The 26135-nt window shown below is 60.9% G+C and carries 25 protein-coding genes; 13 read left to right on the top strand and 12 right to left on the bottom strand.

Going from position 1 to position 26135, the window contains the following annotated elements:
* Positions 1-150 precede the first annotated feature (150 nt).
* Positions 151-1158: an enolase C-terminal domain-like protein gene (locus LJ738_RS12610; protein WP_227786662.1), complete on the top strand. Its 1008-nt coding sequence runs from the start codon at positions 151-153 to the stop codon at positions 1156-1158.
* Between the two features lie 8 nt (positions 1159-1166).
* Here the strand turns inward: LJ738_RS12610 and LJ738_RS12615 are convergent, their stop codons facing one another.
* Positions 1167-1733: a DUF6799 domain-containing protein gene (locus LJ738_RS12615; protein WP_227786663.1), complete on the bottom strand. Its 567-nt coding sequence runs from the start codon at positions 1731-1733 to the stop codon at positions 1167-1169.
* Between the two features lie 134 nt (positions 1734-1867).
* Between LJ738_RS12615 and LJ738_RS12620 the strand changes: the two genes are divergently transcribed.
* Together LJ738_RS12620 and LJ738_RS12625 are read left to right on the top strand one after the other, a co-directional pair.
* A complete protein-coding gene (locus LJ738_RS12620; RefSeq protein WP_227786664.1) occupies positions 1868-2347 on the top strand; it encodes a MarR family winged helix-turn-helix transcriptional regulator in 480 nt (159 codons plus the stop codon).
* A 110-nt stretch (positions 2348-2457) separates the two neighbouring features.
* Entirely contained in the window at positions 2458-3102 is a 645-nt protein-coding gene (locus LJ738_RS12625) for a YceI family protein (RefSeq protein ID WP_227786665.1), read from the top strand.
* A 107-nt stretch (positions 3103-3209) separates the two neighbouring features.
* On the opposite strand, the gene LJ738_RS12630 is transcribed toward LJ738_RS12625, so the two are convergent.
* Positions 3210-3767 (bottom strand): hypothetical protein, encoded by a 558-nt coding sequence (locus LJ738_RS12630; RefSeq protein WP_227786666.1) that lies wholly within the window; start codon positions 3765-3767, stop codon positions 3210-3212.
* Positions 3768-4077: 310 nt separating this feature from the next.
* On the opposite strand from LJ738_RS12630, the gene LJ738_RS12635 reads away from it, so the two are divergent.
* The 5 genes from LJ738_RS12635 (at position 4078) to LJ738_RS12655 (ending at position 9658) form a co-directional block, all read left to right on the top strand.
* Positions 4078-4359, top strand: a complete 282-nt coding sequence (locus LJ738_RS12635) for an ATP-dependent Clp protease adaptor ClpS (RefSeq protein ID WP_227786667.1) — start codon at positions 4078-4080, stop codon at positions 4357-4359.
* Positions 4360-4447: 88 nt separating this feature from the next.
* The gene (recR, locus tag LJ738_RS12640) at positions 4448-5062 is read left to right on the top strand and encodes a recombination mediator RecR (RefSeq protein WP_227786668.1); all 615 of its coding nucleotides are present in this window, start codon (positions 4448-4450) and stop codon (positions 5060-5062) included.
* A 137-nt stretch (positions 5063-5199) separates the two neighbouring features.
* Positions 5200-7203 (top strand): glycosyltransferase family 2 protein, encoded by a 2004-nt coding sequence (locus LJ738_RS12645; RefSeq protein ID WP_227786669.1) that lies wholly within the window; start codon positions 5200-5202, stop codon positions 7201-7203.
* 136 nt (positions 7204-7339) lie between these two features.
* Positions 7340-8560 carry a pyridoxal phosphate-dependent aminotransferase gene (locus LJ738_RS12650; protein WP_227786670.1) on the top strand — a complete coding sequence of 407 codons (1221 nt, stop codon included), beginning with the start codon at positions 7340-7342 and terminating at the stop codon, positions 8558-8560.
* 102 nt (positions 8561-8662) lie between these two features.
* On the top strand, positions 8663-9658 hold the full coding sequence (locus LJ738_RS12655; protein ID WP_227786671.1) for a bifunctional heptose 7-phosphate kinase/heptose 1-phosphate adenyltransferase: 996 nt from the start codon (positions 8663-8665) through the stop codon (positions 9656-9658).
* A gap of 83 nt (positions 9659-9741) precedes the next feature.
* On the opposite strand, the gene LJ738_RS12660 is transcribed toward LJ738_RS12655, so the two are convergent.
* The 4 genes from LJ738_RS12660 to LJ738_RS12675 all read right to left on the bottom strand — a co-directional run bounded on the left by LJ738_RS12660 (position 9742) and on the right by LJ738_RS12675 (position 14948).
* Entirely contained in the window at positions 9742-9951 is a 210-nt protein-coding gene (locus LJ738_RS12660) for a zinc ribbon domain-containing protein YjdM (RefSeq protein ID WP_227786672.1), read from the bottom strand.
* Between the two features lie 148 nt (positions 9952-10099).
* The gene (hemE, locus tag LJ738_RS12665) at positions 10100-11125 is read right to left on the bottom strand and encodes a uroporphyrinogen decarboxylase (protein WP_227786673.1); all 1026 of its coding nucleotides are present in this window, start codon (positions 11123-11125) and stop codon (positions 10100-10102) included.
* 204 nt (positions 11126-11329) lie between these two features.
* Positions 11330-14131, bottom strand: coding sequence for a TonB-dependent receptor (locus tag LJ738_RS12670; RefSeq protein WP_227786674.1), 2802 nt, complete (start codon positions 14129-14131; stop codon positions 11330-11332).
* Between the two features lie 7 nt (positions 14132-14138).
* Complete coding sequence (locus tag LJ738_RS12675) at positions 14139-14948, bottom strand: GLPGLI family protein (protein ID WP_227786675.1); 810 nt, start codon at positions 14946-14948, stop codon at positions 14139-14141.
* Between the two features lie 147 nt (positions 14949-15095).
* On the opposite strand from LJ738_RS12675, the gene LJ738_RS12680 reads away from it, so the two are divergent.
* Both LJ738_RS12680 and LJ738_RS12685 read left to right on the top strand, forming a co-directional pair.
* Positions 15096-16601: a sensor histidine kinase gene (locus tag LJ738_RS12680; protein ID WP_227786676.1), complete on the top strand. Its 1506-nt coding sequence runs from the start codon at positions 15096-15098 to the stop codon at positions 16599-16601.
* A 184-nt stretch (positions 16602-16785) separates the two neighbouring features.
* Entirely contained in the window at positions 16786-17463 is a 678-nt protein-coding gene (locus LJ738_RS12685; RefSeq protein ID WP_227786677.1) for a response regulator transcription factor, read from the top strand.
* Positions 17464-17517: 54 nt separating this feature from the next.
* On the opposite strand, the gene LJ738_RS12690 is transcribed toward LJ738_RS12685, so the two are convergent.
* Complete coding sequence (locus tag LJ738_RS12690) at positions 17518-18138, bottom strand: MarC family protein (RefSeq protein WP_227786678.1); 621 nt, start codon at positions 18136-18138, stop codon at positions 17518-17520.
* A gap of 183 nt (positions 18139-18321) precedes the next feature.
* On the opposite strand from LJ738_RS12690, the gene purE reads away from it, so the two are divergent.
* Positions 18322-18834: a 5-(carboxyamino)imidazole ribonucleotide mutase gene (gene purE, locus LJ738_RS12695; RefSeq protein ID WP_227786788.1), complete on the top strand. Its 513-nt coding sequence runs from the start codon at positions 18322-18324 to the stop codon at positions 18832-18834.
* 17 nt (positions 18835-18851) lie between these two features.
* The gene (locus LJ738_RS12700) at positions 18852-19973 is read left to right on the top strand and encodes an endonuclease/exonuclease/phosphatase family protein (protein WP_227786679.1); all 1122 of its coding nucleotides are present in this window, start codon (positions 18852-18854) and stop codon (positions 19971-19973) included.
* Between the two features lie 41 nt (positions 19974-20014).
* Here LJ738_RS12700 and LJ738_RS12705 read toward each other — a convergent pair whose 3' ends face one another.
* The 3 genes from LJ738_RS12705 to LJ738_RS12715 all read right to left on the bottom strand — a co-directional run bounded on the left by LJ738_RS12705 (position 20015) and on the right by LJ738_RS12715 (position 24094).
* On the bottom strand, positions 20015-20680 hold the full coding sequence (locus LJ738_RS12705) for a hypothetical protein (RefSeq protein ID WP_227786680.1): 666 nt from the start codon (positions 20678-20680) through the stop codon (positions 20015-20017).
* A gap of 289 nt (positions 20681-20969) precedes the next feature.
* Complete coding sequence (gene dnaK, locus LJ738_RS12710) at positions 20970-22919, bottom strand: molecular chaperone DnaK (RefSeq protein ID WP_227786682.1); 1950 nt, start codon at positions 22917-22919, stop codon at positions 20970-20972.
* 335 nt (positions 22920-23254) lie between these two features.
* Positions 23255-24094, bottom strand: coding sequence for an alpha/beta hydrolase (locus tag LJ738_RS12715; protein ID WP_227786683.1), 840 nt, complete (start codon positions 24092-24094; stop codon positions 23255-23257).
* Here LJ738_RS12715 and LJ738_RS12720 point away from each other — a divergent pair.
* Positions 24083-24229, top strand: coding sequence for a hypothetical protein (locus LJ738_RS12720; RefSeq protein WP_227786684.1), 147 nt, complete (start codon positions 24083-24085; stop codon positions 24227-24229). The genes LJ738_RS12715 and LJ738_RS12720 overlap by 12 nt on opposite strands.
* Here the strand turns inward: LJ738_RS12720 and LJ738_RS12725 are convergent.
* Both LJ738_RS12725 and LJ738_RS12730 read right to left on the bottom strand, forming a co-directional pair.
* A complete protein-coding gene (locus LJ738_RS12725; protein ID WP_227786685.1) occupies positions 24226-24882 on the bottom strand; it encodes a pseudouridine synthase in 657 nt (218 codons plus the stop codon). The two genes, LJ738_RS12720 and LJ738_RS12725, sit on opposite strands and share 4 nt — an antisense overlap.
* 131 nt (positions 24883-25013) lie before the next feature.
* The gene (locus LJ738_RS12730; RefSeq protein ID WP_227786686.1) at positions 25014-26135 is read right to left on the bottom strand and encodes an MBL fold metallo-hydrolase; all 1122 of its coding nucleotides are present in this window, start codon (positions 26133-26135) and stop codon (positions 25014-25016) included.

Below are 26135 nucleotides of genomic sequence, written 5' to 3' on the forward strand. Positions count from 1 at the left end.
GCTCATTCTCACCGTCCAGCTTGCTCTTTGCCACTAGGCCAAAGGGTAAGATTCCTGGCTTAGTTGTCCGATTTGCCCGGCCGCAACGTAGGTGGTTCGTTTTTTGGCCCCATCTTGGGGCTCGCCCCAATGGCGGCTGCATTCCCACCCATGCCAACCTGGACCCTGACCACCCACGAGCTGCACCTGCGCTACGTTTGGAAAATATCCCGCAACGCTTCCAGCACCAAAACCAACCTGCTCCTGCGCGTATCGGGTGCCGGCCAGAGCGGCACCGGTGAAGCCGCGCCCAACGTGCGCTACGACGAAACTCCCGAGTTGCTGAAGCAGCAGTTCGAAGCGCTGCAAGCTAACGGATTATCCGCCGTAACCTCCCTGGTTGAGCTGGATGAGCTGCTGGCCGCCCAGCCCGTGGCCCATGCCCTGAGCTTCGCCCTGGAATCGGCCTTGGTGCAGTGGCTGGCGGCTTGTGCCGGGCAGCCGGTGTGGCAGTGGCTGGGCGTGCCGCAGCCTGCCCGCACCGTCCCCACGGCCTTTTCGCTGCCCATTATGGAGCCCGGCGCCGTTGCCGGGTTTTTGCAGGAGCAAAACGCCGCGCGGTTTCAGCTGCTCAAAATCAAAGTCAACCAGGCTGAAGGACTTGAGCTGATTCGGGAGGTGGCCCGCGTCTTGCCCGGGCACGGCCTGCTGGTAGACGGCAACGAAACCTGGACCGACGCCGACGGCGTGCTCGGCTTCCTAGAGCAGGCCACCGCGCTGCCCGGCGTGCACCTGCGCTTTCTCGAGCAGCCCATGCCCGCGGCCCTGGCCGAAGACTACCGATACCTGCGCCCCCGCAGCACGGTGCCGCTGCTGGCCGACGAATCGGTGACGGACACGGCCGACTTCGCCGAAATTGCCCGGCAGTTTCACGGCGTCAACGTGAAGCTGATGAAGGCCGGCGGCTTCCGGCGCGGCATTGAGCTGCTCCGGCGCACAAATGCCCACGGCCTGCTCCCCATGCTGGGCTGCATGGTGGAAACGACGGTGGGCATTGAGGCGGCCATGCAAATTAGCGCGCTGGCCGAGGTGCACGACTTGGACGGCTTCCTGATTGTGAAGGATGAGCCGTTTGGGCTGGTGGGGGAGGAGGCCGGGCAGTTGTTTCTGCCTGCCTAATCCCGGCCTTATTTCGGGGCCGTTAGCTGCGCGTCGAGCTGCGCGATTTGGGCGTCGATGGATTTGGTGTCGGGCAAGTCGGTGCGGCCCTGGCTCAACAAGCTTATCTTCTGGGTCAGCAGCTCAATTTTCTTGGTGAGGAGGGAGTTCTGTATCGCGGGGTCAGAGAAGCCGGGGCCGCGCTGCACGTAGGTGTCAAACTTGCCGCTGGGGCCATTGGGCGCTTCGCCCCGGGCCGCTGCCGCACTACCGGGCGTGGCAAACACCACCCCGCCGTCTGCCCGCACGTAGTCGCCTTCGCGCAGGGTCAGCTTCTTGCCCTGGGGGTTAATCTTGTCGGCGGGCATTTCCACGATGCCGCTTTTGTAGTTGATTTTGACGCCGCTTTCCAGCTTCACGTTTTGGGTGAGGGGCGTGAGCACCTTGCCCTCGCGGCGCATCACCTCACCGTCCTTAAACACAAACTGGGTGCGGGGCGTAGTTTTAACGGGGAAGCCGCCTTCCTGCGCGGCGGCGTGGCGGGGGGCGGTGGCCAAGCAGGCGGCCGCCAGCAATACGAAAACAAGACGATGCATAGAAATGAGAAAAGTGGTTGAACCTGCGAGGATACGCATTTTGCGGCGTTAAGGAGAAAGACCGTCCAGTTAACCTAAAATAATTTTAAAATAATCGGGAACAATGTTGCAACATTAAATGTACCTACATAAATTTGCAACCGATTCCACTGCCTACCATGCGCATCGAAGACGAAATCAAGCAGCCCATCTTTCGCGACGAGTTTCAGAAGGCCCACATCAACCTACTGTACACGGCCGGCTGGTTGCAGCTGCGCCAGACGGCGGCATTTAAGCCCTTCGGCCTCACGCTGCCGCAGTTCAACATCCTCCGCATTTTGCGGGGCCAGCACCCATTGCCGGCCACCGTGGCCTTGCTCATCGACCGCATGCTGGACAAGACCAGCAACGCCTCCCGCATTGTGGACCGGCTGGAAGAAAAGCAGCTGGTGACGCGCACCGTGTGCCCCGCCAACCGCCGCGCCGTGGACATCCGCATCACCAAAGCCGGCCTCGACCTGCTCGACCGCATCGAGGAAGCCGGCGTTACCAACCCCGGCGGCATCAACCAGCTCACCCCTGCGGAAGTGCACCAGCTCAACACTTTGCTCGATAAAATTCGAACGGAGGAATAATTGATTTTACCGAATTAACTGCAGACGCCATTCTGGCACATTTTTTCGTTGCGGCCCGGCCGTAGCATACCCTCGATTAATTATTAAATTTCCCCAATTCCCTTTTTCAGATGAAAAAATTCCTGTTGCCCGCTTTGTTTGCTGTTGCCGTTATCGGCGGTGCCCCTGCTGCTTCGGCGCAAAAAATAAACAGCGCCAAAATGGCCACCAACGCCCCGGCCTATAAGCTGCAGCCGCAGCTCAGCACCTTGGGCTGGGATGGCAAAGCCGTAACCCACGGCCACAACGGCACCATGCAGTTCGCCGACGGCGACCTGCTCGTGAAAGGCAATGCCATCGTGGGTGGCACCGTAACCGTGGACATGAAGACCATGAAAGCCACCGACATCACGGATGCCGAGAACCAAGCCAAGTTTGTGGGCCACATGAGCAGCGACGACTTCTTCGGCGTGGCTACGTACCCCACCTCTACCTTCAAAATCGTGAGCGTGGCCCCTATTAAAGGTGCCGCCAAAGATGCTAACAACGCCACCATCACCGGCGACATGACCATCAAAGGCGTAACCCAGCGCCTGAGCTTCCCCGCCAAAGTAGGCGTGAAAGACGGTGTAGCCGCCGCCACCGGCAAGATGACCATCGACCGCACCAAGTTCGGCCTGAAGTACGGCTCGAAATCGTTCTTCGAGAGCATCGGCGACAAAGCCATCTACGATACCTTCGACCTGACCTTCAACGTTATTGCCAAGAAGGCTTAATTGCCCAAGCAGTTCGATTTAAGGGCCTTCGCACAGTAGCCCCTTCTGTTGCTGCCGTGAAATGCCCTCTTCCAACAAAAAAGCCCGCCAAGATTGGCGGGCTTTTTTTATTCGGGAATGCTGAAGTGTCGGGGCAGCTCAAATTTCAAATGCCGGCTCTTGCTGCGGCTGTGCAGGTTGCTCAGCACCTCATCCAGTTCTTCCTTGTACTCGAGCCACAGGTCCTCGTGCAGATTCTTTAGAATCATGGCCGGCAGGCGGGCCGCCAACCGGGCCGTCGCATTGAAAAACCCGTCGTACACGCTGTCGAACTGCCCGGAGTAGTTATCGATGCACTGCCGCAGGGTGTACACGAGCAGGTCGACTTCCAGCTGCTTGCTCTTGGTGATGCGACGGGCGCGGGCCGCTTCCTGCACACTCGCCCGCAGCGCCTTCACCAGGCTCCGATTGAGTAAGCGGCCCGATACGGCCACATTAAACAGCTCATGGATGCGGTCGGCGGCTTCTTCCTGAATTTGGGCCAGGGTCACGTCGGCCAGCAATTCGAAGCGGTAGGTTTCATACAACTCGGCGTCGCGGCGCACGGCGCGTAGCAGCAGCGCTTCCTTGTCGCTTTCGGGCAGGCGCTTGAGGGCTTTTTTGAAATCGGAGGAGGGGACGGGCATTAATGAGTTGCTGCTAATGGAGAATTCTGGTCGAATGAAGTTAGAGTTATTCGAAAGGCCGAGGTAATAGTTGTTGCCCGGGTAAAAATCTGCCCCCGAAGCCCGCGTGCCCACTTGTTTAAATTTGGCATTCGCTATATAAATAGCCTAATGCCAACAGGCTCAGACAAGCACTGCTGCAGGGCCGTGTTACCAGCCTGGCAAGCTCCGCCTTGCGTTAATAAAATCAGTGGAAATAAGGAAACGAATCAGGGATATTCATAGTTATTACAAGCTACCCCACGCGGGCTTTCCTGCGTAAATTTGCCCTATGAACACCCGCCCACAAATTGAGCACGATGAGGACGTACTGCTGCTCGAAGAAGAAGTTGAGCTGCGTAACCTCGTTGTGTATAACGACGACGTCAACACCTTTGAGCACGTCATCAAAACCCTGATTGACGTGTGCGGCCACCAGCCGGAGCAGGCCGAGCAATGCACGCTGCTCATCCACTACAAGGGCCAGTGCGCCGTTAAAATAGGCACGTACGAGGAGCTGGAGCCAATGTGCACGGCCATCCACGACCGCGGTATCTCGGCAGATGTAGTGTAGTTGTGGGGGATTAGTGGTCGGTTGTCGGGTTACTCTGGCAATTCGTAGCTAGCTCCCGGCAACCAACAACTGACAACCCAAACAACGAATGGAGTTTCCCTCAAAACTGATTGAAAACGCGGTGGGTGAGCTGGCGCGTCTGCCCGGCATTGGCCGCAAAACGGCCCTGCGCCTGGCGCTTCACTTGCTCAAGGCCGAGATGGATACCACCGCTTCGCTGGCCGAAGCGCTGGCCAAAATGCGCTTCGAAATAACCTACTGCCGCACCTGCCATAGCATTTCCGATGCTGAGGAGTGCGACATCTGCGCCAACAAGCTGCGCGACCACAGCTTGGTGTGCGTGGTGTCGGACGTGCGCGACGTCATTGCCATCGAAAACACGGGCCAGTACAAAGGCGTGTACCACGTGCTCGGCGGCGTGATTTCGCCCATTGAAGGCGTGGGTCCTTCCGATTTGCACATCGATTCGCTGGTGGAGCGGGCCAGCACCGAAGACTCCGAAATCCGGGAGGTCATCCTCGCTATCAGCCCCACGATGGAAGGCGACACCACGGCGTTTTACCTCTCGCGCCGTCTGCGCGATTTGCCCAACGTGCACATCAGCACCATTGCCCGCGGCATTCCGGTGGGCGGTGAGCTGGAGTACGCCGACGAAATTACCCTGGGCCGCAGCATTGTGGAGCGCCTCCGGCAAGCCCGGTAAGCCCATTCCGGCGCCAGGCGAAGGACCTTCTCCCGTTCGAACACTTAGCAGTATATCCATGATTACTGCAATTAGTTCAACGGTGGGAAGGTCCTTCGCTTTGTTCGGCCGGACATAGTGTAATTTCGCCGGCTGTGGTGAAGCTCTCCGTCATTATTGTCAATTACAATGTCTGCTATTTTCTGGAGCAGGCGCTGCTGTCCGTTCGCCGGGCCGTGGAGAAATTGGCACAGCCGGTAGAGGTGTTCGTGGTCGACAATAACTCCGTCGACGGCTCGGTGGCGATGGTGCAGGCGCGGTTTCCGGAGGTAATCCTGATTGCCAACCGCCACAACCCCGGCTTTTCTAAGGCCAACAATCAGGCGCTGCGCCGCGCCACCGGCCAGTACCGGCTGCTGCTCAACCCCGATACGGTGGTGGAGGAAGATACCTTCCGGGCCTGCTGCGAGTTTATGGACGGGCACCCCGAGTGCGGCGGCCTGGGCGTGAAAATGCTCGACGGGCAGGGCAATTTCCTGCCCGAAAGCAAGCGGGCCCTGCCCACGCCCAAGGTGGCGTTCTACAAAATGTTTGGCTTGGCGAAGCTCATGCCCAAGTCGCGCACCTTTGGGCGGTACCACCTTGGCTTTCTGAGCCAGGAAGAAACCCACGAGGTGGAGGTGCTAAGCGGCGCCTTCATGCTGCTGCGCCAAACCGCCCTCGATAAAATTGGGCTGCTCGACGAAGACTATTTCATGTACGGAGAGGACATCGACCTCTCGTATCGCCTGACGCAGGGCGGCTGGAAAAACTATTATTTCCCCGGCACGCGCATCATTCACTACAAGGGCGAGAGCACGAAGCGCACCAGCGTGAACTTCGTGTTCGTGTTTTACCGGGCCATGGTGATTTTTGCCCGCAAACACTTCGCCCCGGGCCAAGCGGGCCTTTTTTCGCTGCTGATAAACGCGGCCATCTGGCTGATGGCCGGCGCGGCAGTGCTGGAGCGGCTGGCCGTGCGGGTGGCCCCGCTGCTGCTCGATGCCGGCCTGATTTGGGGCGGGATGTACTTCCTGAAATCGTATTGGGAGCACAACCACAAGTTTGTGCCGGGCGATTACCCGCCGCAGTACATGATGGTGGCCGTGCCGGCCTACATCCTGGTCTGGCTCACCTCGGCCTACCTGAGCGGGGCCTACGACCCACCCGTGAAAACCTCGCGGGTGGCGCGCGGCATCTTTGTGGGCACGCTGTTAATCTCGGCGGCGTCTAACTACCTCGATGCCTGGCGTTTTTCCAAGGCGCTGATAATTCTAGGAGGGGTGTGGGCCGTGGTGGCCCTGATGGGCCGGCAGCTGCTGACGCACTTTCTCAAGTACCGCGACCTGCGCCTGAGCGAGCAGCGGCATAAGAACATTGCCATTGTGGGCTCGGGGCCCGAAACCCACCGCGTGCGCCAGCTGCTGGAAGCCGCCGGGGTGCAGGCGCGCGTGATTGGCTACGTAAGCGTGCCCCATAAGGGCAGCCCGTCCGCACCATCGGCGGCGCTGCTGAGCCACCCGGCTGCGCCGGGGCCCGACGAGCCACTGGGGGAACTGCGCCAGCTCGCCGATATCATCCGCCTCTACGCGCTGGATGAATTGATATTTTGTGGCAAAGACTTGCCCGCCAGCCAGATTATTGCCCTGATGCTGAGCCTGCCGGCTACCCCGCGGGTGGCCTACAAGATTCTGCCCGAAGACAGCCAGTACATCATCGGGAGCAGCAGCAAGGACACGCCGGGCGACTATTATACCCTGGACATTGCCCTGAACCTCTACCAGCCCCGGCAGGCCCGAGCCAAGCGCCTGCTCGACGTGCTGAGCAGCGTTGGGCTGCTGCTCTTGTCGCCCGTGCTCATTTGGCTGCAGCCTAAAAAAGGCCGGTTCCTTCGCAATTGCCTGGCGGTGCTGCTGGGCAGCCGTACCTGGGTGGGGCTGCGGCACACCCACGGCTCGGCCCGGGCGGTGCCCGCCGTGCTGTCGCCGGCCGATGCAGCTGTGTCGGCTGCCCCGCTCAACGAAGTCACGCGGCGGCGGCTGGAGCTGCTTTATGCCAAAGATTATGAGCCCAGCACGGATTTGAGCGTGCTTTGGCGCTGCTGGAGGCGGCTGGGGCAGTAATTTAATTCGGATAGCATCGATTCTAAGTCGTAATTTGGGCTTCTCTGCCGGCAAAGGCAGCTGTTCTTAAACGCTGCTTCGACCAATGCTTGGGGTGGCGGCATCTTCGGTTAGTCACTATCACCTTCACTGCATTATGTCCAGCACTACCACCATCGCGCCCCCTTCGCCGCTTTCCAACCGCATTCAGGCGATGCACGAATCGGCTACGATTGCCATGGCCAAGAAGTGCCGGGAGCTTATCGCCAAGGGGTTCGACGTTATCAATTTGAGCTTCGGCGAGCCCGACTTCCAAACGCCCCAATACATCAAGGATGCCGCCAAGGAGGCCCTTGACAAAGGCTTTACTTTCTACACGCCCGTGCCCGGCATTCCGGAGCTGCGGCAGGCCATCTGCGACAAATTCAAGCGCGATAATCAGCTTGAGTACCTGCCCAATCAGATTGTGGTGAGCACCGGCGCCAAGCAGTCCTTGGCCAATGCCGTGCTCAGCCTGGTGAATCCCGGCGATGAGGTCATCGTGTTTTCGCCCTACTGGGTGAGCTACGAGGAGATGGTGAAGCTGGCCGAAGGCACGTCGGTGCCGCTGGTGGGTACACTTGAAAACGACTACAAAGTGACGGCCGCGCAGCTCGAAGCCGCCATCACGGAGCGTACCAAGCTCATCATGTACTCTTCGCCCTGCAACCCCACGGGCTCGGTATTCAGCCGGCAGGAACTGGGCGAAATTGCGGCCGTATTGGCGCGGCATCCGCAGGTATATGCCCTAGCCGATGAGATTTACGAGTACATCAACTTTGTGGGCGAGCACGTGAGCTTGGCTCAATTTCCGGAGGTGAAGGACCGGGTGATTACCGTGAACGGCTTTTCGAAGGGCTATGCTATGACCGGCTGGCGCCTGGGCTACCTGGCCGCCCGCCAGGACATTGCATCGGCCTGCGAGAAAATGCAAAGCCAGATTACGTCCGGTACCTGCTCCATTGCGCAGCACGCCGGCGTAGCGGCTCTGCGCGGCGGCCGCGCCTCCGCCGACGAGATGGTGGAAGCCTACCGCCGCCGCCGCGATTTGGTGCTCGACATTGTGAAGGACATTCCCGGTCTTAAAACGCCCACGCCCAGCGGCGCATTCTACGTCTTTCCTGATGTATCGGCATTCCTGGGCCGCACTGCGCCCGACGGCAGCCACATCAGCACCTCGATGGATTTGGCGCTGTACCTGCTGAACGATGGGCTGGTATCGGCAGTGTCGGGCGAGGCATTTGGGGCGCCGGACTGCATCCGGTTTAGCACGGCCGCGGCCGACGACAAGCTGGTAGAAGCATTTCGGCGGGTGAAGGCAAGCTTGGCGAAACTCTAGAGAGGCGCCGTGGGGCATGCGGCGGCTAGGCCAGCCCAAGCCCTGCCATGGGGCTGACGTGCCGGGGTAGAACGCGCCGTGGCTCGTCCCTACCTTTGCGCAATGTCTGTCGATTCTCTGCTTACGCTTTTCGAAAACTTCAACAACCTGCGCGTCCTCATTATTGGGGATGTGATGGTGGATGCCTACGTATGGGGCCGGTCTACGCGGCTCTCGCCCGAGGCGCCGGTGCCCATTGTGCACGTGGCCCGCACCGAGCAGCGCCTGGGCGGGGCCGCCAACGTGGCTCTGAACGTGCAGGCCCTCGGCGCCACGCCGCTGCTCTGCGCCGTGATTGGCACCGACCCGGGCGGCGACCAGCTCCTGCAGCTGCTGCACGAGCGGCAGCTTTCGTCGGATGGCATCATTCGCAGCGCGCACCGGCCCACCACGGTCAAGCAGCGCATTCTGGCGCACGGCCAGCAGCTGCTGCGCATCGACTCCGAGGTTGAAACCGACGTCAACGCCGAAGAAAGTGCCCAATTGCTGGCCGCCTACGACGACCTGCTGGCCCGCGCCGATGTGGTGATTTTCGAGGATTACGACAAGGGCGTGCTCAACGAAGCCATTATTGCCGAGTGTATTGCGCGGGCGCGGGAGCGCGGCATTCCCACGGTGGTAGACCCCAAGAAGAAGAACTTCCTGGCTTACCGGAGCTGCACGCTCTTCAAGCCCAATTTGAAAGAGCTGCGCGAGGGCCTGAAGCTGGAATTCGGCGACCCTGTGTCGGACCGCCCCGGGTTTGAAGCGGCCGTAACCCGGCTGCGCGAGGTACTGGAGCCCGAAACGGTGCTGGTGACGCTGTCGGAATACGGCGTATTTGCGCAGCAGAACGAGCAGAAAACGTATCTGCCGGCCCACCTGCGCACCATTTCCGATGTCTCCGGTGCCGGCGATACCGTCATTAGCATCGCCGCCCTGTGCGTGGCCCTGGGCTGCCCGCCTGCCTTCACCGCCGCGCTAGCCAACCTTGGCGGTGGGCTGGTATGCGAGCAGGTAGGCGTGGTGCCCGTGGAGAAGCAGCTGTTGCTGCAGGAAGCCATGGAAGCTGGAATCTAAACTACCCAACCCGAAAAAGCTATAAAAGGAAGATGGCACCGGGTAGAACCCGGTGCCATCTTCCTTTTATAGCTTTTTCGGGTTTAAGCCTTTTTCAAAAACTCTGTTTTGAGCACCATAGTGCTGCCGCCGGCCCGGCCTTCAATCTCGCTGGGAGAGTTGGTGAGGCGGATGTTTTTAACCACCGTACCGCGCTTGAGCGTCAGCGACGAGCCTTTTACTTTCAGGTCTTTGATAAGGGTAACCGAGTCGCCTTCGGCGAGGAGCGTACCGTTGCTGTCTTTTACGTCCATGGGAAGGCTTTTTCTGGTTCTAATAACGAAGTAGAAAGACTGAAAATCACAATCGGCTGTCATGCTGAGGCACAAAGCATCTTCTCCCGGCCCAACGATTCAGACGCGAGAAGATGCTTTGTGCCTCAGCATGACAGCCGATTATAAACTACCCGCGCCAGGCCTTCACCGTGTCCACGAAGACGCGCACGTTGTCGGGGTCGGTGTCGGGGTACACGCCGTGGCCGAGGTTGGCGATGTGGGGGGCGCCGGCAAATTTGCGGAGCATGGTTTCGGTGGCGCTTTTCACCTGCTCGCGGGTGCCGTAGAGGGCGCAGGGGTCGAGGTTGCCTTGCAGGGTTTTGCCGTCGGCCTCGCGGCGCACCTGCATGGGGTCCTGGTTCCAATCCAGCCCAATGGTGCGGCAGGGCATGGCCGCGAAATCGGGCACCGCCCACCAGGCGCCTTTTGCAAAGACCGTGACGGGCACCAGGGGAGCCAGGGCCTCGCAGATTTCGGCGATATAGCGGGTCGAGAATTCGCGGTAGTGGTCGGGGGGCAGGATGCCAGCCCAGGAATCGAACACCTGCACCACCTGGGCGCCGGCGGCCACCTGGGCCTTGAGGTAAGCAATAGTGGTGGCCGTGATTTTGGCGAGCAGCTGATGGGCCAGGGCGGGCTCGCGGTAGAGCATGCCGCGGGCTTTGCTGAAGGTTTTGGAGCCATGGCCCTCTACCATGTAGGCCAGAATGGTCCAGGGAGCGCCGGCGAAACCGATAAGCGGCACCCGGCCGTTGAGGGCGCGGTGGGTAATGCGGATGGCTTCGAGCACGTAGCCGAGGTGCTCTTCGGGGTCGGCGATGCGGAGCTTGGCCACGTCGGCGGCCGATTTGATGACTTCGGGAAAGAGCGGACCGCGGGCTTCCACCATTTCATAAGTCAGGCCCATGGCATCGGGCACCACCAGGATGTCGGAGAAGATGATGGCGGCGTCCACGTCCAGCGCATCGATGGGCTGGATAGTGACTTCGGCGGCCAGGGCGGGCGTTTCTACCAGCTCTTTAAAGCCGGACAGGCGGGCGCGGAGGGCGCGGTACTCGGGCAGGATGCGGCCAGCTTGGCGCATGAGCCAGACGGGGGTGCGCTCGGTGGCTTCGCCACGGGCGGCGCGCAGGAAAAGGTCGTTTTTCAGCATAGACAGGGGCAAAGGTACACCGGGGAGTAGACGGACGCAGCATTATTACGGACCGGCAAAAAGCCGTCATGCTGAGCGCAGCCGAAGCATCTCTACTGCTCAACCAACTCTGTCGATAGAATTAGTATTGCGGTAGAGATGCTTCGGCTGCGCTCAGCATGACCGTCCTTTTTACTACGATAGCGCTGGCTTTTCGACCAGTGTTTACTTCCCAAAGTGCCGCAAATTATAAGTAAAGCTGAGCAGGAAATATTGCTGCAAAATGCGGCTGCGAACGTCTTCTACGTAGGTTTCAGTAGTGTTGCGGACCACGCTGCGGTTTTGGTTCAGCACGTCGTAAGCCTGCAATTTCAGCTCGCCTTGTTTGTTGGCGAAGAACTGCCGGGCCAGGGCCACGTTCCAGAGCACGATGCGCTGGTTGTAGCCGGCGGCGCGGCCGGTGTTGTTGCTGTACCACACGTCGGACGTGAGCACGAGCCGGGCTGGGAGCTGGTAAAACACGTCGGCCGTGAGGGTTTGGGTGAGGTAGGAGGTGTTTTGCTCGGGGAGGCGCGAGTAGGTGGCGGCCTGGTACGTCACGTTGGCGCCGAGGCTGAACTCGAGCTGCTCGTTGAAGGCGGAATTGACGCTGGCGCCCTGGCCCAGGCTCCAGGTGCGGCCGGTGTTGGGCAGGCCGTTTACGTAGCTGGGCGACTTTACGAAGTTGCCGTTGGTTGTCAGGTTGAGGTTGAGCTTACGGGTGGCCAGGCGCTGGCCCAACGACAGGAACCCGTTGAGGCTGTAGTAGCCGTTGGCGTTCAGGGGGCGGGTGGTTTGCACGCCGCTGGCGCTGAAGGACGTAGCCGATACTATCCGGTCGTCGACGCGGCTGCCGTTCAGCAGGCCAAACACGCTGCGGTTGGTGGCGGCGTTGAATTGCGAGAAAGTGGCAATCAGCGACTGCACGTATTCCGGGCGCAGGTTGGGGTTGCCGGTTTGCACGCTCAGCGGGTTCGAGTTGTCGCGCACGGGCTGCAGCTGGGTAGCGGTGGGCGCATTCAGGCGGGTGCGGTAGTTGAGCCGCAGCGAGCGGTTGCGGCTGCCGGTGTAGCTGAACAACGCATTGGGCAGCAGGCTGGTGAAGCGGCGCTGCACCGTGGTGTCGGCCGACAGGTTGCGCACCTGGAGCTCAGCCTGCTGGGCATCCAGGCCCAGGCCCACGGAGTAGCGCAGCCGGCGCTTCTGCAGTGTGAGCCCCGCCCGATTGGCCTGATACAAGCTGGTGAACTGGTTGCTCAGGCCCGGGTTCAGGCGGTCGTACTGGCCGCTGGTGTCGTTGAAATCGGTGGTGAGACGGGTGCCGTTGTTGCGGGCATCGGTCAGGGCATAGTGCACTTCCAGCTTGGTGCGCAAGGATAGGGGCTCGGCAAAAGCAAGGCTCACCACGTTGTTGCGCACGGGCGTGTTCTGCTCAATTTGCTGGTTGAGCTGCTGGGTAAGCGGCGTGCCCGTGGCATCAAAGAACGTGTTGGTGGCGCGGTTCAGGGCCGTGCCGTCCAGGTTGCTAAGGGTGGAATTGAAGTTGGCCGAAAACGTGCGCCCCACGCGCTTAAAGCGGCGCATCAGCAGGACGTTGCCGCCGCCGTTGGGGTTGGTGGTGGTGGCGTCGTAGCGGTTTTGGCCCTGGTTGAGCAAGCGGGCGCCGATGGCCGACTGCTGCTGGTTTTGGCGGTACTGGTCGGTGGTTTGCCACCAGGCGTAGGGCGTCAGGCGCAGGGAGGTTAGGGTGTCCAGCATGTAGTCCAGGCGCAGGTTGAAGCGGTGGCTGGTGGTGGTGCTGCGGTTCAGGAGTGCCTGGTCGGTTACGAGGGGCAGGCCCGCTTCGCTGCCGGTGGTCAGGATGCCGGCCACGTTTTCGCGCCGGATTTGCTGGTCCGTTACGGTGGTGGCGCGGCTGGCCAGGTAGCTGGTAGCTACTTCGGCGCGCTTGCCCCAGGCGTCGCGGTAGTTCAGCCCAACTGCCCCCGATTCGGTGATGTTGGTGGGCTGGGAGCTGGCGCCGGGCGAGTTTTGGCGCCCGCCCATTTGCAGCTGCATGCGCCCCCCGCCGCCGGCCCCACCCGCGGGCGGCCCAAAGTCGCTTAACGAAGGCCCGCCGTTGTCGGAAAAGCCTTGCTGGTTGATGTTGTTGGCCTGGGCCAGTACCGAAATCTGGCGGCCGTTGTTGAACCGGTTCAGGCCCAGGCGGCCCTGATAGCGGCCATCGGTGCCCAGCCCCAGGCCATTGGCGCCGAAGTAGCCCTTGCGCTTGTCGCGCTTGGTCACGAGGTTGAGGGTGCGCTGGCGGTTGCCGTCGTCGATGCCTGAAAAGGCTGACTGGTCGCTCTGCTGGTCGTAGAGCTGCACCTTGTCGATGATGTCGGCCGGTAGGTTCTTGGTGGCCATTTTGGGGTCGTCGCCGAAGAAAGGCTTGCCATCCACCAGCACGCGGTTCACGGCCTGGCCCTGGGCCCGGATGCTGCCGTCGCGGTCCACTTCCACGCCCGGCAGTTTCTTGAGCAAGGACTCCACGGCGGCGTTGGGCTGGGTTTTAAAGGCCTTGGCGTTGAAATCGATGGTATCGCCGCTCACCGTGACGGCTGCGCGCTCCTGCGTTACCACTACCTCGCCCAGCTTTTGGGAGAGCCCGCCCAGGCGCAGGGTGCCCACGTCGGGGGTGGGGTTGGTGGCCGTTACGGACACGGGCACCAGCCGGGCGCGGTAGCCGAGGGCCGTTACCAGCACGCGGTAGTTGCCGGGGGCCACGTTGCGCAGGGCAAAGCGTCCGTCGCTGTCCGTGATGCCGAACGTGACGTAGCTGGAATCCTTGGCCAGCGTGAGCGATACAGAGGCTTCGCGGATGGGTTTGCCGGTGGTCGAGTCGGCCAGGGTACCGCGCACTGTGCCCTGGCCCGGTCGGGTAGGGGCTTGCGCCCGGCCGGCCGTGGCCAGGCCGAGCAGCAAGCTCAACAGCAGAAAAAGGCGCATGGGTAAGTTAGTTGCGGAAGTTGCTGCCTTCCATCATGCGCTGGCGGAAGTCGGCCATGGCCTTTTCGCGCATTTCTTTCAGCTCCGCTGGGGTCACTTTTTGGGCCGTGGCGCTAGGCTTTACTTCCGCTTCGGGCACGGCTTTTAGCTCAACTTTGGCCGCGCGGTATTGCTCCTGGTCGCTTTCCAGGGCCAGCACCACGCCCTTTTCGGGCGTCAGGTCGCGCACCGGCGAGTAGGTGAAGGGCAGGTCGGTGGTGAACCACACGGTGTAGGTTTCTTTCTTGTAGGGCACCGTGGCTTTGCGGCAGGTGTAGCCGGCAATCTTCTTGGTTTGGGTGGTCACGGTCCAGTTGGCGGGCGGGGCAATGGGCGCGTCGCTGCGGTAGGTAGTTGGGCTGTTGTCCTTCTTCACGGTGAGTACCGTGGTGGTGGTGCGATTGGCCAGGTCGAGATAAGTCGCCTCTTCAAAGGGCCGCGCGAAGTTGGTAACCTTGGGCGCGCTGGCGGGCCCCTCGCCGTTGCCGTTCATAGACACGGTGCGCATGGTCATGCCGCCGCCTTCGCGTTCCTCTTTGGCCGCGGTGCCGGCAAAGGTGAGGTTGAGCCCAAACGAGCGGGTTTCCGGAATGTCCGTTGGGAAATCGGGGCTGCCGGGCTTAATGGCCTGCCCGTTGATTACGATGCGCATCTGGCTCAGGTCCACGCGCTGCGTGGCTTCGTAGTTGATGCGCCCGCTGGTTTGGGCCAAGGCAGTGCCGGCCGCCAGCAGGCCCACGGCGAAGGATAGTACTAGGTTTTTTGCAGCGTTTTTCATGGGAATGGGCGGGTGTTGAATTGAACGCTACAAAGCACCGACATTCTTTTGTAAAGTACTGTTATCCTGTGTTAAATAGTGTTAACGCTGAAAAACCGCTCAGCTCAACCCGTACTTTTGTTTGGCACCACTAGCTTTTCTTCTCCCATGAAACGCCGCATTCGCTCCATTTTCTGGCTTATGGTGGTGTGCATGCTGGGCATCAATGGCTTCCAGGCCTATTGGCTGTACAATACTTATCAGCTCACGGCCAGCCAGTTTGCCCGCACCGCCCGCGAGGCTCTGGAGAGCGTGGTGCAGGGCCAGCAACTGAACATGGCTCGGCAATTCGTAGACCGCGAACAAGGCACCAAAGGGCGAATTGTCGTATTCCAAAATATCACCGGCGACGGCCAGCTCGACCGCGTGGTGGTGCGACAGCACGCCGCTTCCGACGGCTCCCAGCAAGGATTTTTCTATAAGCGCGAAACAACCGAGCGCCGCGATACGCTTGCTCAAGCTGGCCCAGCGACGAAAACCAGAATCCAAGTGCAGCAGCCGGGGCAGCCCGCCAGGATATCGGGCCCGGCCACCACAATGGTGCGTAAAATTTCGAAAATCCTGGCGGACAACTTCGCCGGCGGCAAGCCTGTCGACCTCCGCCAGCTGGCCGCCGACTACCACCGCGCCTTGCGCTTACGCGGCGCCGATGCTGCCCTGGTACTTGACACGCTGAGCATTCCCATTCGCCAGCCCAACGCCGGCAGCGTACTGCAAAAGAAGGCCCCCGCGCGGCGCGGCTTTAGCCTGCAAACGTCGCCCGTTTCGCTCAATCCCTTTCGGGAGCTGTACGTGCAGGCTTCGTTCCAGCCGCCCACGTTCTACGTGCTGCGCCAAATGGGCGGGCTGCTGGCCGGCTCGGTGCTGCTGCTGGCCCTCACCACGGGCTGCTTCTGGCTGATGCTGAGCACCATTCTGAAGCAAAAGAAGCTGTCAGACGTCAAGAACGACTTCATCAACAACATGACGCACGAGCTGAAAACGCCGCTGGCCACGGTCTCGGCCGCAGTGGAGGCCCTGCAGAACTTCGGCGCGCTCAACGACCCGGCCAAGACCCAGGCCTACCTCAGCATCTCGCGCACCGAGCTGCAGCGCCTATCCGATTTGGTAGAGAAAGTACTGAACATCGCCGTGGATGAGCGCCAGCAACTCGAGCTAATGCCCGAGCCGGTGCAGCCAGCCGAACTCGTGGCTGAAATCGTGGCCCGCCACCAGCTGCAAGCTGCCAAGCCCGTAAAATTCGACGTGGAAGTGGCCCCGGCCGCCCCGGTGCAATTCGACCGGCTGCACATGGGAAACGTCATCAACAACCTCATCGACAACGCCATCAAGTACTCCCGCGATGACGTGACCATCACCATTCGCGGCCGTCAGGAAGCCTCTGGCTGGCACCTCACCGTGGCCGATAATGGCCCTGGCATCGAATCCGGGTACCAGGAAGCCATCTTCGACCGGTTTTTCCGGGTGCCTACGGGCAATCTGCACAATGTCAAAGGCTTTGGGCTTGGGCTGTACTATGTTCGGCAGGTGGTAGAGCGCCACGGCGGTCGCATTGGGGTGCGCAGTGGGGTGGGCCAGGGCAGCGAATTTGCCTTGTGGATTCCGCAGGGGTAAGGTTAGCCGGCAGCCTCTTACTCACACCATTTGTCATGCTGACGAAGGAAGCATCTTCTCACCGTTGCACGAATCGTTCGAGCGTGATAAGATGCTTCCTTCGTCAGCATGACAGATGCTTGGGTTTATTTCCGAGGTAAAGATGCTTCGCTGCGCTCTGCATGACGTTCATTTAATAAAAAAAATGCCCACTGTTCTACTCATAGAAGACGAGCCCTCGCTGGGCCTGATTGTCAAAGACAGTCTGGAAAGCCGCGGCTTCACCGTGCAGTACGCTGCCGATGGCGAACAGGGCCTGCAGCTGTTTCGGCAGCAGTGCCCGGATATTGTGGTGGCCGATGTGATGATGCCCAAGCTCGATGGCTTCTCGTTGGCCGAGCAAATCCGGCGGGACAATGCGTCCGTGCCCATTATTTTCCTCACGGCTCGTTCGCAGTCTGCCGATGTGGTGCGCGGCTTCGAGCTGGGCGGCAACGACTACCTCAAAAAGCCATTCAGCATGGACGAGCTGATAGTGCGCATCAAAGCCCAGCTCAACCGCCAGCCCACCGCGGCCCCCGCGCCCACGGGGCTCCTCACCATCGGCCGCTACGAGTTCGACCATCCCAAGCAGAAGCTGCGCCTCGGCGCTCTGGAAGAAACCCTCACCAACCGCGAAGCGGAGCTGCTCAAGCGGCTCTACGACCAGCGCAACCAGGTGCTGGCGCGCAATACCGTGCTGCGGGAGCTATGGGGCGACGACTCGTTTTTCAACGGCCGCAGCCTGGACGTGTTCATCACCCGCCTGCGCCGCTGCCTGAAAGACGACCCGCAGGTGCAGATTGTGAACATCCGCGGCATCGGCTACAAGCTGATTTTGTAGCCACGGGCAGCATTCAATCGGCTGTCATGCTTCCATGACGGTAAGCTTTGGCATTTACCGCGTCAGCCCCGGAAACAGGGCGCTGATGGCCGTGGCTAGGAAATTGACCCCAATGGCCAGCGTGATGAATCCCATGATGCGCGACATGGCCGCCATGCCGGGCTTGCCCAGTACGCGGGTGAGCCGCAGGGAAAAGAGCAGGATGATAAAGGCAGCCAGCGCCACTAGCGCAAAGCCAAACACCGTCATGGCCTTGTCGACGTAAGTGGGCCGAATGAGGCCAATGCAAATGGCCATGGAGCCGGGGCCCGACAGCATGGGCATGGCCAGCGGCGTGAAGCTGATGTCGTCCTTGTGCTTGCTTTCTTCGAGGGCATCGGGCCCCACCCGGTCGCGGTTGGCGCCGGGCGTGAGCAGCTCAAAGGCCGAGCGCATGAGCAGGATGCCGCCCGCAATGCGCAAGTGCTGGATGTTGATGCCAAAAAAATTGAGAATGTACTGCCCGCCAAAAAAGGCCACGCTCAGAATCGCCACCATGTAGATGCAGGCGCGCAGGGCCGTGCGGGCGCGTTCCTGGGCACGGTCTTCGGCCGTGAGGGTCAGAAAAACCGGCATCGCCCCAAACGGATTGACGATGGAAAACAGGGTGGTGAAGGTGGCGAGGAGAATTTCCATAGGTCGCAAAGGTATGCGTAGGTATCGGCTGGATGGAAAAGCCTTATTTTGCCAGCTCAACGGCGGAGTTTACTGCTCTGCTTCGCTTCCTGCTTCTCGTTTTTCGCCTTTCCCCACCTAATGATTCCTGACTCTTCCGCCGACAGTTCTCCTTCCGGCCCAAGTAACGACGACCGCCCCATTATGGAAACGCCCATCGTAGGCATCATCATGGGGTCGAAATCGGATTTAAAAATCATGTCGGCCGCTTCCGACGTGCTCCGTCAGTTCGGTATTCCCTTCGAAATCACGCTGGTGTCGCCGCACCGCACGCCGCACCGCATGGTGGAGTATGCCGAAAGTGCCCGCAAGCGCGGCCTGCGCGTGCTCATTGCCGGTGGGGGCGGGGCGGCCCACCTGCCGGGCATGGTGGCGGCCTTCACCACGCTGCCCGTCATCGGGGTGCCCATCAACAGCACCATTTCCATTCAGGGGCTCGATTCTATTCTGAGCATGATTCAGATGCCGGCCGGCGTGCCCGTGGCCACGGTGGGCGTGGATGGGGCTGCCAATGCGGCCGTGCTGGCCACCCAAATGCTGGCCCTGAACAATGCCCGCCTGGCCGATGCCCTGGAAAAGTACCGCACCACCCTCAAGGACCGGGTGATGCGCACCATTGAGGAACTGCGCAAAGGCGGCTTTCAGGACGATGTCTAATTCCTTGCGCCCCTTAGATGTCTGATTTTTTATCCTTGCTGGTGACCATCGCCCACTGGGTGGTGTGGGTGCTGGGAGGCCTGGGCCTGGTGGTGACGCTGCTGCCCATACTGCGCCAAACCGCCTGGTGGATTCGCGCCTGCGACTTCCCCCGCCTGCAAATCGTGGCGGGCCTGGTGCTGAGCCTGGCGCTCACGCTGGCCCTGCCGCACGAGCCCGGCCTTGCTTACTCCTGCTTTTGGGTGAGCCTGGCGGTGGCCCTGGCTTACCAAATCAGCCGCATCTGGCCCTACACGCCGCTGCACCGCAAGCAGGTGGCCAACGCCGTGCGTGCCGAAGACGACAACGACCACCACATCAGCCTGCTGGTGACCAACGTGCTGATGTATAACCGCGATGCCTCGCGCTGCCTGGGCCACATTCGCAACTACCAGCCCGATATTGTGCTGGCCGTGGAAACTGATGACTGGTGGCTGAGCCAGCTCCAGGGCATCGAGAAAACGCACCCGTATACCTGCCACGCCCCGCTGCCCAATACCTATGGCATGCTGGTGTTTTCGCGGCTGCCCTTGCGCGAACCCCAGATTCGGTACATTCTGGACAAGGAAATCCCCTCGTTTCATGGCTGCGCGGTGCTGCCCAACGGCGTATCCGTGAACATGCACTTCCTGCACCCCAAGCCGCCGGCGCCGCAGGAGTCGAAAACCAGTGCCCGGCGCGATGCCGAGCTGCTGGTGGTGGGCAAGGTTATTCAGCGGCACGAAGGCCCCACCATTGTGGCCGGCGACTTAAACGACGTAGCCTGGTCGCATACTTCCGAGCTGTTTCGGCGGCTGTCGCGCTTGCTCGACCCGCGCATTGGCCGGGGCCTGCTGCCCACCTTCCACGCCGACCACAAGCTGTTGCGCTGGCCCCTGGACCACGTATTTCATTCGTCGCACTTCCGCCTGCAGCGGCTGGAGCGGCTCACCCACATCGGCTCCGACCATTACCCCATCTACATCCGCCTCAGCTACGAGCCCAGCGGCTGGCAGGAGCAGGAGGACCAGCTCGAAAAGGCCGATGCCGAAGACCACCAGGAAGCCGAAGCCAAAATCGAAGAGGGCGTAACCGAAGCCGCCCAGCCCACCGAAGATTAATTCCGGCAAGCTGGGCGGCAAGGGTTGGGCTGCGAAATGGGCTAGCGCTTGGCTGATGCTTTGCGCGTAACCAGCTCTGCGGGCTGGAAATCACCGACGGGCGTCACACGGCCGCTGGCGCTCACGTACGTGGGCCGGATGCGCATGGTGAGGCGCCGGGCGCTGCCGGTGAAGTCGGCCAGGCCCGCGGCGAAAGCGACCGGGGTGCTGCCGTTGAGCAGCGCCGGGGTCAGCTTCAGGTTCACGTCGACGGGTAGGGTCACGATGGCGCTGGATTCCAACGTGGTGTTGGCGCCGGTGCTGCCCTTGGTCAGCTCACGGCCGTCAAGAAACAGCTGGTAATCGAGCTGCTTGAGCTGCAGATTGACCTGGCTGGAATTGCGGGCATACACCCGCATGCGCAAGCGCAGGGGCAGGTTGCCGGTTTGCAGGGCGGTTTGCAGCTTGGCCTGCTGGGCCGGCGTGAAGTCGTTGGCCTGGCGCACAAACAGGATGTCCTGGCCCCCCAACCGGGCTTCGTCCATGAAGTTGAGCCGGTACTGAATCTGGTCGTAGGCCAGTGTTTCCTGGGCTTCGGCCGAGAGGTTGCTTTTCTTGGAGCTGGGCGATTCTTTAACTCGGTCGCTAACGCTGCATTGGCTGGTGCCCACCAGCAGGGCCCCGAGGGCAAGCGCCCGGAGCGGAAAAAAGTAGGAAGTGGATTTCATAAAGTAACGGGTGAGTCGTGGCGGGGAGTCAAAAGTTGCGCAAGGCCAACAGGCCGCAACGGGCGTGCTTACGCAAATGGGCGAATGTTGGGCTAAAATTAGCGCATCTCTGCGCTACTGTTGAACTAACCAGAATTAATTGGCCTCTTTCCGACCAATTCATTCCACTTGAGCCAAACCCAGCAGGAGCGGTTGCCCCTTTCAAATCAGCCCAATAAGCATGGATTGGGCATAAAAAAGGCTGGAAGCGCAATGCTTCCAGCCTTTTTATTATCAGCGACGGCTGGTATTATTTGCCGTCGACTTCTTCGTAGTCCACATCGGTTACGTGGTCGCCTTGCGGCTGGCCCTGACCGTTGCCGCCGGCACCTTGGCCGTCGCCGCCGGGGAAGCCCCCGCCGGGCTGGCCGGCTCCGCCGCCTTCGCCACCGCCTGCAGCGTACATCTCCTGCGAAGCGGCCTGCCAAGCCGCGTTGATGGCGGCCATGGCCGTATCAATGGCGTTGAGGTCTTTGCTCTCGTGGGCTTTCTTGAGGTCGGCCAGTGCGCCTTCGATGGCGGTTTTGTTGCCACCGCTCAGCTTCTCGCCGTACTCCTTCAGCTGCTTCTCGGTCTGGAAAATCATCGAGTCGGCAGCGTTCACCTTGCTAATGCGCTCGGTTTCGGCTTTGTCCGATTCGGCGTTGGCGGCAGCCTCGTCGCGCATGCGCTTGATGTCGGCTTCGCTCAGGCCCGAGCTGGCTTCGATGCGAATTTTCTGCTCTTTGCCGGTGCCTTTGTCCTTGGCGGTTACGTTCAGGATGCCGTTGGCGTCGATGTCGAAGATTACCTCAATCTGCGGCACGCCACGGGGTGCGGGGGGGATGCTGTCGAGGTGGAACTTGCCGATGGTGCGGTTCTGGCTGGCCAGCGGACGCTCGCCTTGCAGCACGTGGATTTCTACCGAAGGCTGGTTGTCCGACGCCGTCGAGAAGGTTTCCGATTTCTTGGTCGGGATGGTCGTGTTCGATTCGATGAGCTTGGTCATCACGCCGCCCATGGTCTCGATGCCCAGCGACAGCGGGGTCACGTCGAGCAGCAGCACGTCCTTCACCTCACCGGTGAGCACACCGCCCTGAATAGCCGCGCCGATGGCCACTACCTCGTCAGGGTTCACACCCTTGGAAGGCTTCTTGCCGAAGAACTTCTCTACTTCCTCCTGAATGCGGGGAATGCGGGTAGAACCACCCACGAGGATAACCTCGTTGATATCTGAAGTCGACAAACCAGCATCTTGCAGAGCTTTCTTCACGGGCTCCATCGAACGACGCACGAGGTCGTCGGCGAGCTGCTCAAACTTGGCGCGGCTCAATTTCACCACCAGGTGCTTGGGGCCCGAGGCCGTAGCGGTGATGTAGGGCAGGTTGATTTCGGTTTCGGTCGAGCTCGACAGCTCAACTTTGGCTTTCTCCGAAGCTTCCTTCAGGCGCTGCAGGGCCATGGGGTCCTTGCGCAGGTCGAGGCCTTCGTTTTCGCTGCTGAACTGGTCAGCCAGGAAGTTGATGATAACCTGGTCGAAGTCGTCGCCCCCGAGGTGGGTGTCGCCGTTGGTGCTCAATACTTCAAACACGCCATCGCCGAGTTCGAGGATGGAGATGTCGAACGTACCGCCACCGAGGTCATACACGGCAATCTTCTGGTCTTTGTGCTTCTTGTCGAGACCATAAGCCAAGGCAGCGGCCGTGGGCTCGTTGATGATGCGCTTCACGTCGAGGCCGGCAATGGCACCGGCTTCTTTAGTAGCCTGGCGCTGGGCGTCGTTGAAGTAAGCCGGCACCGTGATAACGGCTTCGGTTACGGTCGTACCCAGGTAATCTTCGGCCGTCTGCTTCATCTTCTGCAGAATCATGGCCGAAATCTCCTGCGGCGTGTAGTTACGGTCGCCGATTTTCACGGCCACGGTGTTGTTGGGGCCAGGTACTACTTCGTAGGATACGTGCTTCTGCTCGGCGGTCACCTCATCGAAGTGGCGGCCCATGAAGCGCTTGATGCTGGAAATCGTGTTCTTGGGGTTGGTCACGGCCTGGCGCTTGGCAGGGTCGCCCACCTTGCGCTCGCCCTTGCCCCCGTCGAGAAACGCGACGATGCTGGGGGTGGTGCGGCGGCCTTCGCTGTTGGGAATTACAACAGGTTCGTTGCCTTCCATTACGGCCACGCACGAGTTGGTGGTGCCGAGGTCAATGCCGATTATTTTTCCCATGATGGGGTGTTTTTTAGTTAGGTGTGGAATGTCAGGTCAAAGCAGCCCACCGGGCCGCTGACCGACGATTACAAGCAACGTACCAGCGTGCTTTTGGTGACAGATTGTCACCGGCAGGCCGCGGAAAGCCCATCTAAGCTGCCGCCGTAGCCGGATTGGCTGTAAGCAACTGAATATTTCCTGACAGGGATGCAGAGAGGGCGGTTGCTAAATCTTTAGCAGTGACGCAATCATCATTTCTTCGCTGGCGCAACCAAGAATGTGCGGAGCATATTGTCGTCTGCTTGGAAAACCGTGGGCTCTACATGGTCGCCAATAACGACGAATCATGCTAATTAGTGGCTCAGAAACGCTCCTATCTGCTGCTCCCACGCCGCTGAGTACCGCCGCCAATACGGCTCGTGACCCACGCCCGTAAAATCGTTACGCACTTTGGGCCCGGCCAGATTGCTGAAAATGGTATCGGTTTCGGCGCGGGTAACGCGTGGGTCGGCAGTGCCCCATAGCAGGAGGGTGGGCGTGTGGATTTGGCTGGCGTAGCGCTCGGCGTTGAGACCGAAGGCCCAGAAACCGTTTTGCACGCCGCCCCAGAATACAAGCAGGTCTGCCATTGGGAAGCCGGGCAGATGCATGGAAGCGAAGCGGTTGTAGGCCGTTTGGCGCATGTTGCCGTAGGGGCATTCCAGGATGTTGGCGGAGGGGCGAACGCCCAGCTCGGCCTCAGCCCGCAAGATGGCCACGGCGCCCATGCTCACACCGTAGAGGATGAGCGAGTCGGCGGGGTGCCGGGTGCGCAGGTAGTGCACGGCAGCCACCACGTCATCGGCCTCGCGGTAGCCCACGGTAGTTTCGAAACCGGCCGAATTGCCATTGCCCGCTTGGTCAACTAGCAGCACATTGTAGCCCAGGCGGCGGAAATAGCCCGCCTCGTGGGTGAGGTGCGACTTGCTGCTCGTGTAGCCATGAAACAGCGCCACCGTGCCGCGGGCACGGCCGCTGTCGGGGCGGGCATACCAGGCTTCGAGTGCGCCATTTGGGCTGGCGATGCGGACCGTTTGAACGGGGAAGCTGGGTTTGCCGCCGTTCTGTGGCTTGGGGTTTCGGATGCCGGTGAGCAGCACCCACAGCTTCTTGCCGGGACTGAGCTGCTCGGGGTTGGGAGAATGGAGACCCATCTCATTCGAGAAGTGGGTAAAGCGCCAAGCGTGAAAAAAGGCTACGGCGTTCAGGGCAGCGAAACCAACGAGCAAAAGCAGCAGAAGCTGGCGAAGGCGGGAGCGTTTTTTCAATTCAGATTGACGCTTTCTTAGGGTTTCATTGGACGGCGGGGCGCGGTTTGCGGCGCCTTCTCGCCTTTCACCGCCACCTTCCGATTCGCTGGGTTCTTCGTGGCCGAAAATTTCGCCTTCAGCTTGCGGGACTCTTCGGGCGTGAGCTCGCGCCACTGGCCCGGGGCCAACTCGCCTAGGTCCAGCTCGTCGATGCTGGCGCGGATGAGGCGCAGGCAGGGCAGGCCCACGGCCGCGCACATTTTGCGAACCTGCCGGTTCATGCCCTGGGAAATGGTGATGGCCAGCCAGCTGGTCGGGATGCTGGCCCGGTAGCGGATGGGAGTGCTGCGCTCCCACAGCTCCGTGGGCTCGGGCATGATTTGGGCCCGGGCGGGGGCCGTGAGGCCTTCTTTAATCTGCACACCGCGCCGCAGCTTCTCCAGCGCTTCTTCCGAAACCACGCCTTCTACCTGGGCCCAGTAGGTTTTGGGTACTTTGAATTTGGGGTCGCTGAGGCGGTGCTGCAGGGCTTTGTCGTCGGTGAGCAGGAGCAGGCCTTCGCTGTCGAAATCGAGCCGGCCCACCGGATATATGCCGGGCACTGGCACGAAGTCCTTGAGCGTGGCGCGGCCGTGCTCATCCGTGAACTGGGTGAGGACTTCGTAGGGCTTGTTGAGGAGAATGTAGCGCATGGGTCCAATTGTAAACGTGATGCTGAGCTTGTCGAAGCATCTCTACCTCGCTACTAATTCGATTAAAGAAGTTAGTTAAGCAGTAGAGATGCTTCGACAAGCTCAGCATGACGGGCTTGTAATGCTCCGCGCTACTCCCACCAGTGGGAGCTTGGCAGCGCAGTCCCCAAAGTTACCGGTTCCCCGAGGTGTGGCGTGGTGATGGGCTGGTGCAGGCGGGCCGCCTCGGCCGTAGCCCGGATTACCGGGTCGTTCCAGGCATGGTTGGCTTCGGTGAAAGCGGCCCAATGCACGGGCAGCATCACTTGGGTGCGCACGTCGCGGGCGGCCTGCACGCTTTGTTCGGGCATCATGTGAATCTGGGCCCATTGCGCGTCGTACTGCCCGCATTCCATCAGCGCCAGGTCGAAAGGACCGTAGGTGGTGCCAATGGTGCGGAAGTGGGGGCCATAGCCGCCATCGCCGCTGTAAAAGACGCTTTTCGTGTCCGATTTCATTACCCAGGAGCTCCAGAGCGTGGAGTTGCGGTTGGTGAGGCCGCGGCCCGAGAAATGGCGGCTGGGCGTGCACACCAGCGTGAGGCCGGGCAGCCGCACGCTGTCGCCCCAGTTCATTTCGCGGATGCGCTCCGGCGCCACGCCCCAGGCCCGCAGGTGTGCCCCCACGCCCAAGGGGACGTAAAAGTGGGCCACTTTGCCTTTGATGCGCCGAATGGTTTGGTAGTCGAGGTGGTCGTAGTGGTCGTGCGAAATCAGTACGGCGTCAATGCGCGGCAGCTTTTCCGGGCTGATGGGCAAGGTAGGGTTGTAGCGCGGCGGGGTCAGCAGGGCGCTGGGGCCCAGGTCCACGCTCAGCATGGGGTCGAGCAGAATGTTTTTGCCGGCCAGCTCCACCAGGCTGGCCGAATGGCCGAACCACGTCACGCGCACGAGCTCCGGCGTTTTGCGCACGATGGCCAGCGAGTCGAGTGGCTGCATGGGCAGAGGGCCAGCGGGCCGGGAGTTCGGGTTTTTGCGAAAGAGAAATTTCCACAGCACGGCCAGGGTGCTGCTGCCGGTCATCACTTGGGTGGGCACCATGTTCACAAACTCGCCGTCGTGATAATGGCCCGATTTCGCATACCCCGCGCGCTCGGCCTTGGTGGGCGTGCCGCCAAACTCGGGGCTAAGGCTAACAAACGCCACGGCCGCAACGAGAGCCACGCCAATGATGCTGCTGGATGCCATGAGGAAGGTCTTTAGCGCTTTTCGCAT

This window comes from Hymenobacter plasmatis (genome assembly GCF_020711255.1).
In the GTDB taxonomy this organism is placed as follows: Bacteria; Bacteroidota; Bacteroidia; order Cytophagales; family Hymenobacteraceae; genus Hymenobacter.